14 protein-coding genes are annotated in these 13,238 nt (G+C 71.3%); 9 read left to right on the top strand and 5 right to left on the bottom strand.

Going from position 1 to position 13,238, the window contains the following annotated elements; all coding sequences use genetic code 11:
- Positions 1-1,665, bottom strand: a complete 1,665-nt coding sequence (ptsP, locus tag ACFQPD_RS08585; RefSeq protein ID WP_385900111.1) for a phosphoenolpyruvate--protein phosphotransferase — start codon at positions 1,663-1,665, stop codon at positions 1-3.
- Positions 1,666-1,808: 143 nt separating this feature from the next.
- On the opposite strand from ptsP, the gene ACFQPD_RS08580 reads away from it, so the two are divergent.
- The 6 genes from ACFQPD_RS08580 to ACFQPD_RS08555 all read left to right on the top strand — a co-directional run bounded on the left by ACFQPD_RS08580 (position 1,809) and on the right by ACFQPD_RS08555 (position 7,713).
- Entirely contained in the window at positions 1,809-2,576 is a 768-nt protein-coding gene (locus ACFQPD_RS08580; RefSeq protein ID WP_385900110.1) for a DeoR/GlpR family DNA-binding transcription regulator, read from the top strand.
- 204 nt (positions 2,577-2,780) lie between these two features.
- Entirely contained in the window at positions 2,781-3,842 is a 1,062-nt protein-coding gene (locus tag ACFQPD_RS08575; protein WP_385900109.1) for a 1-phosphofructokinase family hexose kinase, read from the top strand.
- 38 nt (positions 3,843-3,880) lie between these two features.
- A complete protein-coding gene (locus ACFQPD_RS08570; RefSeq protein WP_068751807.1) occupies positions 3,881-4,147 on the top strand; it encodes an HPr family phosphocarrier protein in 267 nt (88 codons plus the stop codon).
- Positions 4,148-4,243: 96 nt separating this feature from the next.
- Positions 4,244-4,912, top strand: a complete 669-nt coding sequence (locus ACFQPD_RS08565; protein WP_385900107.1) for a TetR/AcrR family transcriptional regulator — start codon at positions 4,244-4,246, stop codon at positions 4,910-4,912.
- A gap of 291 nt (positions 4,913-5,203) precedes the next feature.
- Positions 5,204-6,094, top strand: a complete 891-nt coding sequence (locus ACFQPD_RS08560; RefSeq protein ID WP_385900106.1) for an ABC transporter ATP-binding protein — start codon at positions 5,204-5,206, stop codon at positions 6,092-6,094.
- Positions 6,091-7,713: an ABC transporter permease gene (locus ACFQPD_RS08555; RefSeq protein ID WP_385900104.1), complete on the top strand. Its 1,623-nt coding sequence runs from the start codon at positions 6,091-6,093 to the stop codon at positions 7,711-7,713. The genes ACFQPD_RS08560 and ACFQPD_RS08555 overlap by 4 nt, the downstream gene beginning before the upstream one ends.
- A gap of 21 nt (positions 7,714-7,734) precedes the next feature.
- On the opposite strand, the gene ACFQPD_RS08550 is transcribed toward ACFQPD_RS08555, so the two are convergent.
- Positions 7,735-8,277 (bottom strand): pyridoxamine 5'-phosphate oxidase family protein, encoded by a 543-nt coding sequence (locus ACFQPD_RS08550; protein ID WP_385900103.1) that lies wholly within the window; start codon positions 8,275-8,277, stop codon positions 7,735-7,737.
- A gap of 41 nt (positions 8,278-8,318) precedes the next feature.
- Between ACFQPD_RS08550 and ACFQPD_RS08545 the strand changes: the two genes are divergently transcribed.
- The 3 genes from ACFQPD_RS08545 to ACFQPD_RS08535 all read left to right on the top strand — a co-directional run bounded on the left by ACFQPD_RS08545 (position 8,319) and on the right by ACFQPD_RS08535 (position 11,145).
- Entirely contained in the window at positions 8,319-9,713 is a 1,395-nt protein-coding gene (locus ACFQPD_RS08545; protein ID WP_385900102.1) for an MFS transporter, read from the top strand.
- 142 nt (positions 9,714-9,855) lie between these two features.
- On the top strand, positions 9,856-10,446 hold the full coding sequence (locus tag ACFQPD_RS08540; RefSeq protein ID WP_385900101.1) for a DUF6518 family protein: 591 nt from the start codon (positions 9,856-9,858) through the stop codon (positions 10,444-10,446).
- A 24-nt stretch (positions 10,447-10,470) separates the two neighbouring features.
- On the top strand, positions 10,471-11,145 hold the full coding sequence (locus tag ACFQPD_RS08535) for a 5'-nucleotidase C-terminal domain-containing protein (RefSeq protein ID WP_385900100.1): 675 nt from the start codon (positions 10,471-10,473) through the stop codon (positions 11,143-11,145).
- 143 nt (positions 11,146-11,288) lie between these two features.
- Here the strand turns inward: ACFQPD_RS08535 and ACFQPD_RS08530 are convergent, their stop codons facing one another.
- Genes ACFQPD_RS08530 through ACFQPD_RS08520 form a run of 3 tightly spaced genes read right to left on the bottom strand, consistent with a single transcriptional unit; the run spans position 11,289 to position 13,203 of the window.
- Positions 11,289-11,942, bottom strand: a complete 654-nt coding sequence (locus tag ACFQPD_RS08530) for a DUF3618 domain-containing protein (RefSeq protein WP_385900099.1) — start codon at positions 11,940-11,942, stop codon at positions 11,289-11,291.
- Positions 11,939-12,406 (bottom strand): phage holin family protein, encoded by a 468-nt coding sequence (locus ACFQPD_RS08525; RefSeq protein ID WP_385900097.1) that lies wholly within the window; start codon positions 12,404-12,406, stop codon positions 11,939-11,941. Before ACFQPD_RS08525 ends, ACFQPD_RS08530 begins: the two co-directional genes overlap by 4 nt.
- The gene (locus tag ACFQPD_RS08520) at positions 12,403-13,203 is read right to left on the bottom strand and encodes a hypothetical protein (protein ID WP_385900095.1); all 801 of its coding nucleotides are present in this window, start codon (positions 13,201-13,203) and stop codon (positions 12,403-12,405) included. Before ACFQPD_RS08520 ends, ACFQPD_RS08525 begins: the two co-directional genes overlap by 4 nt.
- Positions 13,204-13,238 lie beyond the last annotated feature (35 nt).

Genomic DNA, 13,238 nt, shown 5'->3' with positions numbered 1-13,238 from the left:
TCACTCGAGCAGGCCGGCCGCCAGTTCCTTCGCGGCCCGCGCCGTCGGGGCGGCCAGCACCTGTCGCGCGGCCTCCTGGCACTGCGCGACCGTGACCTTCCCGAGCTGCACGCCGACGGCGGGCACCGCGGACGCGGCCATCGACAAGGACGTGACCCCCAGGCCCACCAGCACGCAGGCGAGCAGCGGGTCGGCCGCCGCCTCGCCGCAGACGCCCACGGGCTTGCCGAGCCGGACGCCGGCGTCGGCCGTCATGGCGATCAGCCTCAACACAGCGGGCTGCCACGGATCGGTCAGGGTGGCGAGGTGGCTCGACATCCGGTCGGCGGCCATCGTGTACTGCGTGAGGTCGTTGGTGCCGATCGACAAGAACTCCACCTCGGCCAGGAAGTGTTCGGCCAGCAGCGCCACCGCGGGCACTTCGACCATGATCCCGGGCTTCAGCCCGCGGGCCCGGCAGGCGGCGGCGAACTCGGCGGCCTCGTCGACGGTGGCGACCATCGGCGCCATCACCCACGGCTCCCTCTCACCCTGCTGCTGCGCCGCCAGCGCGACGGCGTCGAGCTGACGCTCGAGCACGCCGTCGTTCGTGGCCCCGAGGCGGATGCCGCGCACCCCGAGGGCCGGGTTCTCCTCGTTCTCGTGGTTGGCGAACGGGACGGGCTTGTCGGAGCCGGCGTCCAGGGTACGAACGACGACCTTGCGCCCAGGGAACGCCCGGAGCACGTCGCCGTAGATCCGCGCCTGCTCCTCGACGGAGGGCTCACTCTGCGCGGTCAGGAAGCACAGCTCGGTGCGGAACAAGCCGATGCCCTCGGCCTCGCCCTCCGCCGCCTTCGCCGCGGCTTTCCCGTCCGCGACGTTGGCGAGCAGCTGCACCCGCTGCCCGTCGGCCGTAACGGCCGGGCCCGTCCAGGACCGGATCTCCGCGCGCAGGGCGGAGTCGTGCTCGACCTTCGCGGCGGCCTCGACGGGGTCCGGGTCGACGACGATGAGGCCTGCCATGCCGTCGACCAGCACCATCGCGCCCTCCGGGATCTGCTCCAGGCCGGTCACGGCGACGACGCAGGGTATCCCCAGCTGCCGCGCGATGATCGCGGTGTGGCTCGTGGGCCCGCCCAGTCGCGTGACGAGCGCCCGCACCAGCGTGGCGTCGAGGCCGGCCGTGTCGGCGGGGGCGAGGTCCTCGGCGCACAGCACCACGGGGGAGGTCGGCGTCGGGACCCCTGGTTCGGGGGCGCCGAGCAGCTCGGCGACCACGCGGTTGCGGATGTCGCGCAGGTCCGTGGTGCGCTCGGCCATCAGCCCGCCGAGCTTCTCCAACTGGGCGCAGAACTGCTCGATGGAGCGCGTCGTGGCCAGTGGAGCAGGCGTGCCCGCAGCGATGAGCTTTCCCGCCGCCCGGCGCCAGCCGCGGTCTCGGACCAGGCCGACGGTCGCGGTGAGCACCTCGGCGGCCGCCCCCGTCGCGGCGGCGGCCCGCGCCTCGATCCGCCCGGCCACCGTCTCGACGGTGGCCGCCAGCAGGTCGGCCTCCGCCGCCCGCGCATCCTCGGGGATCTCGCGGCCGTCGTCGGGGGCGGTCGGGGCAGGCCTGGTCCATGCGACGGCGGCGTAAGCATGCCCTGGGACGACTCCCGTGCCCTGCACAAACGATTGCTCCATGGGTTTCCTCCGCAATGAGGTGCTTGTTCTGTGGCATCATCCCACCTGAGCGGTCCATTCACAAGGAAATCCGCGATGATCAGACAGAAAGACAAGTCCGAGTATATGGGATTGTCTGTGGTTGCGAGGGAGGGGGTACGAGAATGTACGCCGAGGAACGCCAGTACGAGATCGCGACGCTCGCACAGAGCCAGGGCCGCGTGTCGGTCGCGGACCTGGCCAGCCGCTACGACGTGACCCCCGAGACCATCCGCCGCGACCTCGACTCCCTCGCCCAGCGCGGCGTCCTGCGCCGCGTGCACGGCGGAGCGGTCCCCGTGGACAAGCTCCGCCTCCCCGAGAGCCCGGTCGGCGCCCGCGACACCTCCTTCGCCGACGAAAAGCTGGCCATCGCCAAGCGGGCGATCTCCCTCCTCCCCCAGCGCGACGGCCTCACGGTCCTCCTCGACGCCGGTACGACCACCTCACGGCTGTGCCCGCTGCTGCCCGACTGGGTCTCCCTGGTGGTGACCAACTCGGTCCCCTCCGCGCTCGCGCTCTCCGGACGGCCGTCAACTGAGGTGCTCCTGCTCGGCGGCAGCGTGCGCGGCATCACCCAGGCCGCCGTCGGCCCGCACACGTTGCGCGTGCTGGAGGGGCTCCGCGTCGACGTCGCCTTCGTCGGCACCAACGGGTTCTCTGTCGCCCACGGGTTCTCGACGCCGGACCTCGCCGAGGCCGCGATCAAGGAGCAGATGGTGCGCTGCGCGTCGGAGGTCTACGTGCTGGCCGATTCCAGCAAGCTCGACGCCGACTATCTCGTGCGCTTCGCCGCCCTCGACGACGTGGACGCCCTGGTGACCGACTCCGGGCTCCCCGCGGAGGCTGCGGCCGAGCTCCGCGCGGCGGGCCTGCGGGTCGACATCGCCTGACCGGACTCCGCGGCCGACGACACTGCGTCAGGTTCTGCCGGGTAGTCCCGGCGAAACCTGACATCCAGGGCGCCGCCCACGTGCTAGACCGCCAGGGCACCAGCGCGCTTGACCTGTTTGTGTTGGTTTATTCTGTGTTTGGGTTGCATTCCCACGTAAACCCATGTATACACAGAGATACCCACGTACCTCGAGGAAGCGGACATGGACGAGACCACGCAGAGCACCACCCGGGTCGTGACCTTCACGCCGAACCCGAGCATCGACCGCACCGTCACCCTCGACGAGCCCCTCCAGCGGGGCGGGGTCCAGCGCGCCCTCACCGCCACCGAACAGGCCGCGGGCAAGGGTGTCAACGTGGCGTGGGTCGTCGCGTCGAGCGGCGTGCCGGCCCACGCCGTCCTGCCGTTCCGCGATGACGCCTACCTCGCCCTGCTCGGCGAGACCAGCCCGGTAGGCATGGCCGTCTCGACGCCCACCGTCGCCCGGCACTCGCGCACCAACACCACCCTCACCGAGCCCGACGGGACGACCACCAAGGTGAACGAGCCGGGTCCGCGCCTGTCCGACGGCGACCTCGCCGCCGCCGAGGCCGAACTCCTCGACGCCGCCCGATCCGCCGAGTGGGTCGTCCTGTCCGGCTCCCTCCCTCCCGGCGCGCCCGCCGACTGGTACGCACGGCTGATCCGCCGGGTGCGGGCCGTCGGATGCCGGATCGCCGTCGACACCTCCGACGACTCCCTCGACGCCGTCGTCGCGGCCCTCGCCGACGCGCCGATCGACCTGCTCAAACCCAACGCCGACGAGCTCGCCCAGCTGACGGGCCTCGACGTGACCGAGCCCGAGCCGGGCGGCGACGTCAGCGACATCGTCGCGGCGGCCGCCGCGCTCCAGGCCCGCGGCGTCGCCAACGTGGTCGTCACCCTCGGCGGAGCCGGGGCGGTCCTCATCACCGCCGACGGCGCCTGGCGCGCCTCCCCGCCGCCCACCGAGGTGCGCAGCACCGTCGGGGCTGGGGACTCCTCCGTCGCCGGCTTCATCCTCGCCCACCTCGCGGGGCGCGCCCCGGCGCGGTGTCTGGCCGACGCCGTCGCGTACGGGTCGGCCGCCGCCAGCCTCCCCGGCACGACCCTCCCGACGCCGACGGATCTCTCGAGCAACGCCGTGCGCGTGAGCGCCGTGGGTCAGGAGCCGCGCCCGGCAACACCCTCGGCGGTACCGCGGCAGTACGCGCCGCCAAGCAGTTCGCCGGCCACCTCTGGGTGACCGCCCGACCCCACCAACCCCGAAGAAGGAGACCACCCATGCCGCACACGATTGCCACCGTCGGGTCCGCCGTCGGCCTGCACGCCCGCCCCGCCTCGATCGTCGCCGAGGCCGCCGCGAAGCTCGACGTCGAGGTGACGCTGAAGCTCGAAGGCAGCGACGAGGAGCCGGTCGACGCCGCGTCGTCGCTGCTGATCATGACGCTCGGCGCCGAGCAGGGGGCCCGCGTGGTCGTCGAGTCGGACGACGAGGACGCGGTCGCGAAGATCGCCGCGCTCATCGAGAGCGACCTCGACGCGGAGTGACCCCTCACCGACCAGAGCGCACACCGGCCTGAGGATGAGGGCCGGCCCCGCCCGTGTTGCTTGACTGGGGCTGAACAGGCGTTCAGACTATTGAACGTGAGTTCAGCCGACGACCTCCACGCACATGCGCGAATCCGCGACGCCGCACTGCGGCTGTTCGGCGTGCACGGCATCAAGGCGACCACCGTGCGCCAGATCGCCGAGGCGGCCGGGGTCTCTCCCGCGCTCATCATCCATCACTTCCGCAGCAAGGAGGGCCTCCGCAACGCCTGCGACGAGTGGATGATGGCCCGCCTCACGGAGAAGAAGACCGAGGCCGTCGCGGGAGGCGACACCACCGCTGCCCTCCTGCAGTCCCAATCGGAGTTCCAGCCGTTCCACGCCTACATCGCCGCCTCCATCAGCGAGGGTGGCGAAGGCGCCGCGCGGCTCTTCGACGCGATGTGCCAGCTCACCCTCGACATGTTCGACGCCGGCCCGGAGTTGTTCCGGACCCCCGCGGACCTCGAGGCCACCGTTGCGCTGGTCGTCGCGTTCAGCCTGGGCGCGACCGTGCTCGAGGAGCAGGTCGCCCGCCGATTCGGGGGCACCCACCTCCTGGACCCGGAGGTCCTGCCGAGGTACTCGCTGGCCTCGATGGAGTTGTTCACGCACGGCCTGTTCGCCGACGACACGTTCCTGCGCCAGATTCGGGCCGCGTTCGACTCCGGTCGGGTCCCCGCCGACGGCGTCACGGACCCCGACCCCCCGCCGTCCGACCACTGACTCTGCCCGATCGCTGAGGTCGCGCCCGTCCCGATCGCTGAGGTCGCGCCTGCACCGTTCGCTGAGGTCGCGCCCGGTGCGCAGCACCCGGGCGAGTCTCGAAGCCGACGCCGCAGGCGTCGATCTCCCGTCCCGATCGCTGAGGTCGCGCCTGCACCGTTCGCTGAGGTCGCGCCCGTCCCGTTCGCTGAGGTCGCGCCCGGTGCGCAGCACCCGGGCGAGTCTCGAAGCCGACGCCGCAGGCGTCGATCCCCCAACCCAATCCCCCCAGCCCCAACCCCAAGGCACACCATGACCAACTCCATCGAGATCCGCGATCTCACCAAGACCTTCGGCCGCACCGTGGCCCTAGACCGGCTCAGCCTCGACGTCCGCGAGGGCGAGGTCCACGGCTTCCTCGGCCCCAACGGCGCCGGCAAGACCACGACCATCCGCATCCTCCTCGGCCTGATCCGCCCCGACTCCGGCACCGCGACGGTGCTCGGCGGCCACCCGATCCGCAACGCCGTCGACCTCCACCGTCGCATCGCCTACGTCCCCGGCGACGTCGAACTCTGGCCCCAGCTCACGGGCGGCGAGGCGATCGACATCCTGACCCGGCTGCGCGGCGACGGCGAGCCGACGCGTATCGCTGAGCTCTGCGAGCGCTTCGATCTGGACCGCACGAAGAAGGGCCGCACCTACTCGAAGGGCAACCGGCAGAAGGTCGCGCTGGTGGCGGCGCTCGCGAGCCGCGCCGACCTCTACATCCTCGACGAACCCACCTCCGGCCTCGATCCACTGATGGAGGCGATCTTCCAGGACGAGATCCGTGGGCTCGTGGCCCGCGGGGCCACGGTGCTGCTCTCCAGCCACATCCTCGGTCAGGTGGAGGCGCTGGCCCACACGGTGTCGATCATCCGCGAGGGCAGCATCGTCGAGACGGGCACGCTGGCCAGCATGCGGCACCTGCGTCGCACCACCATCCAGGCGATCACGACCGCTCCGGTCAACGGACTGGCGCACATGACCGGGGTGCACCACGCCCAAGTCGACGGCGACCGCGTCACGATGGAGGTCGACGGCGAGCACATCGGCAGCGTCATGTCGCAGCTCAGCGCCGCGGGGCTGCAGTCCATCGTCGCCCATCCGCCGACACTCGAGCAGATGCTGCTGCGTCACTACGGCGAGGCCACCCGATGAGCGAGACCCTGACCGCCACCGGGCCGCTGCTGCGGTTCGCCGCCCGCCGGGACCGGGTGAAGCTCTCCATCTGGGTGCTCGGCCTCGCCGCCTTCGTGCCGTACATGATGACGGCGTACAAGACGATCTTCGCCACTCCCGAGGACCTGGCGCCCATCGTCGGGCTGATCGCCAACCCGTCGCTGACGCTGTTCACCGGACCTGGCTACGGCGTCGACGTCGCCCCGACGGAACTCACCCACCAGATCATCTTCGCCAGCGTTTACTGGCTGTATCTGCTCCTGTTCACGGCGCTGATGAACATCCTGCTGGTGTCGCGGCACACGCGGCTCGAGGAGCAGACCGGGCGCGCCGAGATCGTGCGGGCCAGCGTCGTCGGGCGCTACGCGCCGCTGACCTCCACCGTGCTGCTCGCCCTGATCGCCAACGTGGCGGTCGGCGGCCTGATCGCGGGGGCCTTGATCGCGTACGACAGCGACCCGTCGTCGTCGCTGCTACTCGGTGCCACCACCGGCGCCCTGGGCCTGGTCTTCGCGGGCGTGACGACGGTGACCTCTCAGCTCAGCGCCTTCTCGTCGGCCGGTAGTGGTCTGGCGGGGGCGGTGCTGGCGGCGTCGTGGGTGATCCGCGGTGTCGGTGACATGGCCGCGGGGCCGGGTGAGCACGGCACCTGGGTGTCGTGGCTGTCGCCGCTGGCCTGGGCGCAGCAGACGCGGGTGTTCCACGACGACCGGTGGTGGCCCGTCGGGCTGCTCCTGGCGACGGCCGCGATCCTCATCGCCGTCGGGTTCATGTTGTCCGCCCGCCGCGACGTCGGGGCCGGCATCCTGCAGCCCCGTCGTGGCAGGGCGACGGCGCCCACGTGGCTGCGCAGCCCGCTGACCCTGGCGTGGCGACTGCAGAGAACGCAATCGTTCTGGTGGGCGGTGGGGCTGACGCTCGCGTCGTTCATGTACGGCTCGTTCACGGGCGCGATGGTGGACGCCTTCGCCGAACTGCCGGACATCTTCCAGCAGTTGATGGGCGGCGCCGAGGTTGCCCTGAGCGGGTACCTGACGCTCACCGTCACGATGTTCCGCATCATGCTGGCGATCTTCGCGGTCATCGCGTGGCAGAAGGTTGACGCAGAGGAGGTGGGCGGCCGGGCCGAGCCCGTGCTCGCCACCGGCGTGCGGCCCGCCGCGTGGATGGCCGGGCAGTTCCTGGTCATCGCCGTCGTGGTCGCCGCGATCGGGCTGGTGGCTGCCGTCATCTCCGGGCTGTTCGCCGGGAGCGTCGACGGCGACTACGGCCTGGTCGGCGACGCCGTCGCGGGCGCCGCGGCCGGGCTGCCGAGCGTGCTGATGGTGCTGGCCCTGGCGGCCGCGCTGCACGCCCTGGCGCCCCGACTGGTGGTCTTCGCGTGGATCCCGGTGGTGGCGGGCGCGTTGATCGAGCTGTTCGGCGAGGTCATGCAGATTCCGGACTGGGCGCGCCAGATCTCCCCGTTCGAGCACACGCCGGCAATGCCGGCCGAGGAGTTCACGCTGCTTCCCCTGGTGGTGCAGACGGTCGTCGCGGCGGCGCTGCTCGGCTTCGGCCTGTGGCGGTTCTCACACCGCGACATCCCCGGCCACTGACCGCGCCCCGACGCCCGGCGCCTACGTCGGCAGCCCCGTCGGCAGCCCGTCCAGGCTCACCAGATTGTGCTGCCGCTCGTACGCGCGCAACCCGCCGTCGCCCTTCCTCACCAGCCAGTCCGACATCGTGTCGCGGTCCGAGACAAAGTCCATGAGCGGCACCCCGAAGCCGCACGACGTCTGCGCCAGGTCGACGGCGACGTCGAAAATGTTGCGCGCCCCCACGAACTCGGGGAACAGACCGAGCAGCTCGTCCCACCCGTCGTCGCCGCGATGGATGGCCCGCGCGGTGCCGTAGAGCCGCAGGATCTGGGGCTTGGCGTCGAAGGAGCAGAACATCAGGGTCATGCGCGGATGATCGAGCAGGTGCGCGGCGGTCTCGTTGCCGCTCCCCACAGCGTTGACCCACACGACGCGGTGGGCATCGACGACGCGCAGCGAGTCGAGGCCCTTCGGCGACACGTTGACGCGGCCGTCCCGTGCGGCCGTCGCCACGAAGAACAGGTGCTGCGCCTCGATGAAGGCGCGGAGCTTCGGTGAGATCTCGGGAAACTGCTTGCCCATGAGGGCGAGTATTCCGCACGGGGCCGATGTTAGGGTGCTTCGTGCTCTCGGACCCGGCGCACCGCATGCGGGCTTTCCATCACGTCCTCGGCAACACGGCCGCGGCGATGCTCGGCACGAGCTTCCTGTGGTTCGGCATCACGTTCTGGGCCTATCTCGAGACGCGTTCCGTGCTGGCGACGTCGTTCCTCGGTGGTGCCTACATGCTCGGCATGGCCATCCTCGGCGTCCCCTTCGGCGGCTTGGTGGACCGCTTCCGTAAGCACGTCGTCATGGTCTGGTCCGCGATCGGCACCGCCGTGGTGTTCCTCCTCGCCGGCGCCGTCTACCTGCTGACCCCCGCCGCGACGCTCATCGACCTCGGCCGCCCCTGGTTCTGGCTGTTCACCGGTCTGGTCCTGGCCGGGGCGCTGTTGGCGATGATCCGCGGGCTCGCGCTGAGCACCTGCGTGACGATCCTCGTCGAGTCCGACCGGCGCGCCAACGCCAACGGCATGGTCGGCGCCGTCAACGGCATGACCATGCTCGTCACCGGTGTCTTGTCGGGCCTGGCCATCGGGCAGTTGGGGATGGGATGGGTGACCGTGATCGCGATCGGCGTCATCGTCGCCTCCTTGGTCCACCTCCTCCTCATCCGGATCCCGGAACCTACCATCGTCCATGCCGACGGCGCCCCGAAGCCGGTCGACTTCTCCGCCGCCTGGCTCGCGATCATCGCCGTGCCCGGGCTCATCGGCCTGATCCTGTTCTCCACCCTCAACAACTTCCTCGGCGGCGTCTTCATGGGCCTGCTCGACCCGTACGGCCTCGAACTGATGTCGGTGGAGGCGTGGGGCATCCTGTTCGGCCTGTCCAGCATCGGCTTCATCGTGGGCGGGGCGCTCATCGCGAAGTGGGGCCTCGGAGCCAACCCGCTGCGGACCCTGCTCATCGCCGCCGTCGCCATGTGGGTGGTGAGTCTCGGCTTCACGCTGCGGGAGTCGGTCGTCGCGCTCGCCATCGGCGTCTTCGCCTACATGGTGATCATCCCGTTCATGGAGGCCGCCGAGCAGACCCTCCTGCAGCGGGTGGTGCCGCTGGAGAAGCAGGGCCGGGTGTTCGGCTTCGCGCAGGCGGTCGAGGTGTCGGCGGCACCGCTCAGCGCCTTCGTCATCGGTCCGCTGGCCGAGTTCTGGCTCATCCCCTACGCCGAGTCGCCGCAGGGCCGCTCGGACTGGGGGTGGCTGCTCGGCGACGGCGACGCCCGCGGCATCGCGCTCGTGTTCGTGCTGGTGAGCGTGGCCGGGCTCCTCGTGACGGGCGCCGCGTTCCTCACCCGGACGTATCGGGTCCTGACCGCGTCCTACGCGGCCGGCGACGTGAACGCCGGCGTCGCCGAGGAGCCCGACGGTGTCCCGGGCCCAGATCCGCTCGGCAAAGGCCACGCCGAGCATTGATCGACACGGCGGCTGACGCCGTCGCGCAGGCGCAGCGGCACTCTGGAGACGGCCGGGGTCATCACCCATCTCGCCCCTGAGCGGTCCCCGGCCGGGGTGGTTCGGCGGCGATTGTGACACTGGCGACACTTAGCCTGACGGCATGCATCGCTGTCTCCCGCTCGCCCTGGCCGGCTCGCTCGCCGCAGGCATTGCCATGTCGTTCGGGCAGACCTACTCCCCCGACGCCCTCGCGCCCCTGTTCAACTCAGCCACGCCCGTCGTGGCGCTGACGGGCCTCGTCGCCGCCGCCTGCAGAGGCCCCTGGTGGGCACACGCGCTGCTCGGTGCGGCCGCCGGGCCGCTGGCGATGGTCGGCTACTACTCCACGACGACGCTGCGGGGGTTCCCCGTCGGCATGCGGATGGTGCTCTTCTGGTGCGTCGCGGGCGTCGTGAGCGGCCTCGCGATGGGGGTCGCGGTCTGGATGCTGCGGGGCAACGGGGAGCAGACGCTGCGCGGAGTCGCCGCCGCGGTCTTCCCCGCCGTCGCGCTGGGTGAGGCGGCACACGGGCTGCGACGCATCGCGGAGACCACCCCGTCGTCGTACTGGTGGACCCAGGCCGCGGTCGGTGTCGCGGTGCTGGTCTGGCTGGCGGCCATGCGGTTGTCGTCGCTGCGCGCCCGGCTCGCCGCCTTGGCCGCGGCTGTCCTGGCCGCCCGCCTGATCTTCGTGGTGTACGGCACGGCCTGAGCTTCACGCGGCACAGTGGGTGCCATGACCGCTCGGATCCGCTTCATCCACGTCGGTGACCTGCACGGCCACCTCGTCCCCAGGCCGCACGTCCGCGCCGACGGCACCGGGTCGACGGAGGGAGGGCAGGCCCGCATGGCCACCCTCGTCGCGAGCCTGCGCGAACAGCACCCGAACTCCGTGCTGGTCACCACCGGCGACACGATCCAGGGATGCGCCGAGGCCCTGTTCACCCGCGGCCAGGCCCTGGTCGATGCCGTCGACCGGGATCGACATCGTCCTGTCCTCCGACATGCACGAGGAGACCCGCCAGATCGTGCGCACCTCCACCGGCGCCCTGGTGTCCGAGGTGGGTCAGGACGGCACCCGAGTCGGCGTGCTCGACGTCACCGTCGGGGAGGACGGGGTCGCGGACTGGTCATCTCCGGGACGTCGCACGACCTCATCGCCGAGGCCATCCGAGCCGAGTCGGGCGCCGGCATCGGGCACCTCCGCGGGTTCCGCTACGGCCCGCACGTGGCGCCGGGCCCCATCACGCTGGAGAACCTGTTCCACTACCTGCCGGTCGGCGCCCAGGTCGCGCGCCACCTCGCGGGGCGCCGCGTCACGGACGTCCCACCGACGATCGAGCTGTCGTCGCCGCTCCCGCCCCCCTCGCACGGCAACCCCGAGATCCAGCCGCTCGGCGGCCGGGCGTGACACACCTCACACCAGTGCGGTCCCGCGCCCCTGTACGGCTCGATACGACGCACTGCGGTGAGTTCTGTCACGCACCCCGCCGGTAACCCCGCACGGCGGCCCCGCCCTCCGACAGGGAGGACGGGGCCGGTGATCTCGGCCGGTCAGTGCCGCGCGTCGTCGACCTCGGTGCGGGTCTCATCGACCTTGGACCCGACGTCGGTGCGGACGGTGTCCGCGGAGGTATGGGCCTGCTCGGACACCTCCTGCTTGGCGACCTCGGCGTCCGCCTTCAGCGCCTCGCCCGATTCCTGGACGACACCCTTGACGTTCTCGACCGCCTCCTGGGCGCGGGGCTGCAGATGGTCCTTCGCCTCGGCGGCCATCTCCTTGACCTGCTCCAGGGCCGGCTCGGCGGCCTCCTTGAGCTGTTGGGCGCGCTCCTGCTCCATGCGCGTCGACGGGATCAGTCCGCCGATGAGGGCGCCGACACCGGCGGCGATGAGGCCGGCGGCGATCGGGTTGCCCCGCGTCGAGGACTTCACCTTGGCCGGGGTGTGCGCGACCGCCTCGCGGGCGTCACCCAAGGCGGCGCCTGCCCGATCGCCGACAGCGCCGACGGCGCCGTCGTCGTAGGGATCGTAGTCGGAGCCGAAGATGCGCTCCTTGATGCCATGGACGCTGTCCTTGACGCCCTCGACCTGGTCCCGGACGATGTTGCCGGGCTTTGCGCTGTCAGACAGCGCGTTGACGTTCTCGCTGAGCTCGGCGCGGGTGCGCTCGATGTCGCGGCGGATCTCCTCGGGGTTCGTGCTCATCGGTTCTTCTCCTCATGGCCGGTGGCGGCGTTCGGGATCTTCTTGACGGTGGACGCGGTCTCCTGGAGGCCGCGCATCTTGGCGAACTCGTTCTTGCCCGCGACGGCGAGGACCGCCGCGACCGCGAACCAGATGACGGCCACGATCACGCCGCTCCACCCGAGGGCCGGGTCCTCGCGCGTCCCGAGCAGGACGGCGAGCCCCCACCAGAGGCCCAGGGTGAGCGCGATGAGGCCGAGCAGTGCGGTGACGCCGGCGCCGGCGACGAGGCTCGCGCCCTTACCCGCCTTGGCGGCGGACTGCTTGGCCTCGACCTTCGCCAGCTCCACCTCTTGGCGGATCAGCGTCGTCGCGTTGTCGATGAGGTCGCCGGCGATCTCGCCCAAGGACCGGTCTTCGGCCTTGTATCGGGCGTAGCTCGCCTCCTTCTCGACCTCAGTGGGGTCGATGTAGGGCGACGTCATCGCTGCTCCTGCCGCCAGGGGTCGACGCCTTCGGCCGTGAGGCCCTCATACCGGGACTCGGGCTCGATGAACGTGCCCTCGGGCACCACGGACTGACGGCGCGCGACCGGGCTCGGGTCGTAGCGCGGCGTCGACGGCGCAGTGGGGTTCGTGTCGTCGGACTGGGCGTCCTTGAGCCCGCGCAGCAGGCGGGCACCGACGAAGCCGACACCGGCCGAGATCGCCAGGAACTGCCACGGCTTGCGGGCCGCGTAGCGCCGCACCTCGGCCATGAGCTCGTCCGGGCCCCGGCTGTCGAGCCACTGCGCCGCGTCGTCGGTGAACCGCTGGGCGCGGTCCACGTAGTCGCTCAGCATGCCGTCGGGATCGGCGTCGGAGATGGTCTTGAGTTCGGAGCCGAGCTCGCGGGCCAGCGCGGCCACCTTGTGCTGGCCGGCGCCGGCCTGGGTGCGCAGCTCGCTGACCGACTCGTCGAGCAGGCGGCGGCCCTGGAACTTGGCCTCCTCCAGCACGACGGCGGCCTCCTGCTTGGCCGTCTCGACGACGTGTCCGCCCGCCTCCTTGGCCGTCCCGGCGACTGCGCCGGCCTCATCCCTGACGGTCCCGGCCGCCTCCTTGGCGCGGTCACCAGTGTGGGCCGCGACGTCCTTGGCTGTATCGGTGGTCGAATCGCTCCGGGACTGGGTGGTCCACGCGTCAGCCGGCGGGGTCGTCGGCACCGGGGTCGTCACCTGGGGTGCACCGTATTCGTTCGTCCCGCCAGTTCCCTGGAAGGGCGTCTCATTCGGGTACGCCATGGTCTTCCTCCCTACATTCGATTGATCGTCGAGGG

The organism is Tessaracoccus sp. O5.2 (assembly GCF_964266725.1).
In the GTDB taxonomy this organism is placed as follows: Bacteria; Actinomycetota; Actinomycetes; order Propionibacteriales; family Propionibacteriaceae; genus Arachnia; species Arachnia lapidicapta.
This window is presented reverse-complemented; position numbering and strand designations above follow the sequence as displayed.

Bases quoted from the DNA above. Each gene is read 5' to 3' on its own strand.
- ACFQPD_RS08580 (WP_385900110.1), top strand. From the start codon at position 1,809: ATGTACGCCGAGGAACGCCAGTACGAGATCGCGACGCTCGCACAGAGC.
- ptsP (WP_385900111.1), bottom strand. From the start codon at position 1,665: ATGGAGCAATCGTTTGTGCAGGGCACGGGAGTCGTCCCAGGGCATGCT.
- ACFQPD_RS08575 (WP_385900109.1), top strand. From the start codon at position 2,781: ATGGACGAGACCACGCAGAGCACCACCCGGGTCGTGACCTTCACGCCG.
- ACFQPD_RS08540 (WP_385900101.1), top strand. From the start codon at position 9,856: ATGCATCGCTGTCTCCCGCTCGCCCTGGCCGGCTCGCTCGCCGCAGGC.
- ACFQPD_RS08555 (WP_385900104.1), top strand. From the start codon at position 6,091: ATGAGCGAGACCCTGACCGCCACCGGGCCGCTGCTGCGGTTCGCCGCC.
- ACFQPD_RS08525 (WP_385900097.1), bottom strand. From the start codon at position 12,406: ATGACGTCGCCCTACATCGACCCCACTGAGGTCGAGAAGGAGGCGAGC.
- ACFQPD_RS08535 (WP_385900100.1), top strand. From the start codon at position 10,471: ATGACCGCTCGGATCCGCTTCATCCACGTCGGTGACCTGCACGGCCAC.
- ACFQPD_RS08570 (WP_068751807.1), top strand. From the start codon at position 3,881: ATGCCGCACACGATTGCCACCGTCGGGTCCGCCGTCGGCCTGCACGCC.
- ACFQPD_RS08530 (WP_385900099.1), bottom strand. From the start codon at position 11,942: ATGAGCACGAACCCCGAGGAGATCCGCCGCGACATCGAGCGCACCCGC.
- ACFQPD_RS08560 (WP_385900106.1), top strand. From the start codon at position 5,204: ATGACCAACTCCATCGAGATCCGCGATCTCACCAAGACCTTCGGCCGC.
- ACFQPD_RS08550 (WP_385900103.1), bottom strand. From the start codon at position 8,277: ATGGGCAAGCAGTTTCCCGAGATCTCACCGAAGCTCCGCGCCTTCATC.
- ACFQPD_RS08520 (WP_385900095.1), bottom strand. From the start codon at position 13,203: ATGGCGTACCCGAATGAGACGCCCTTCCAGGGAACTGGCGGGACGAAC.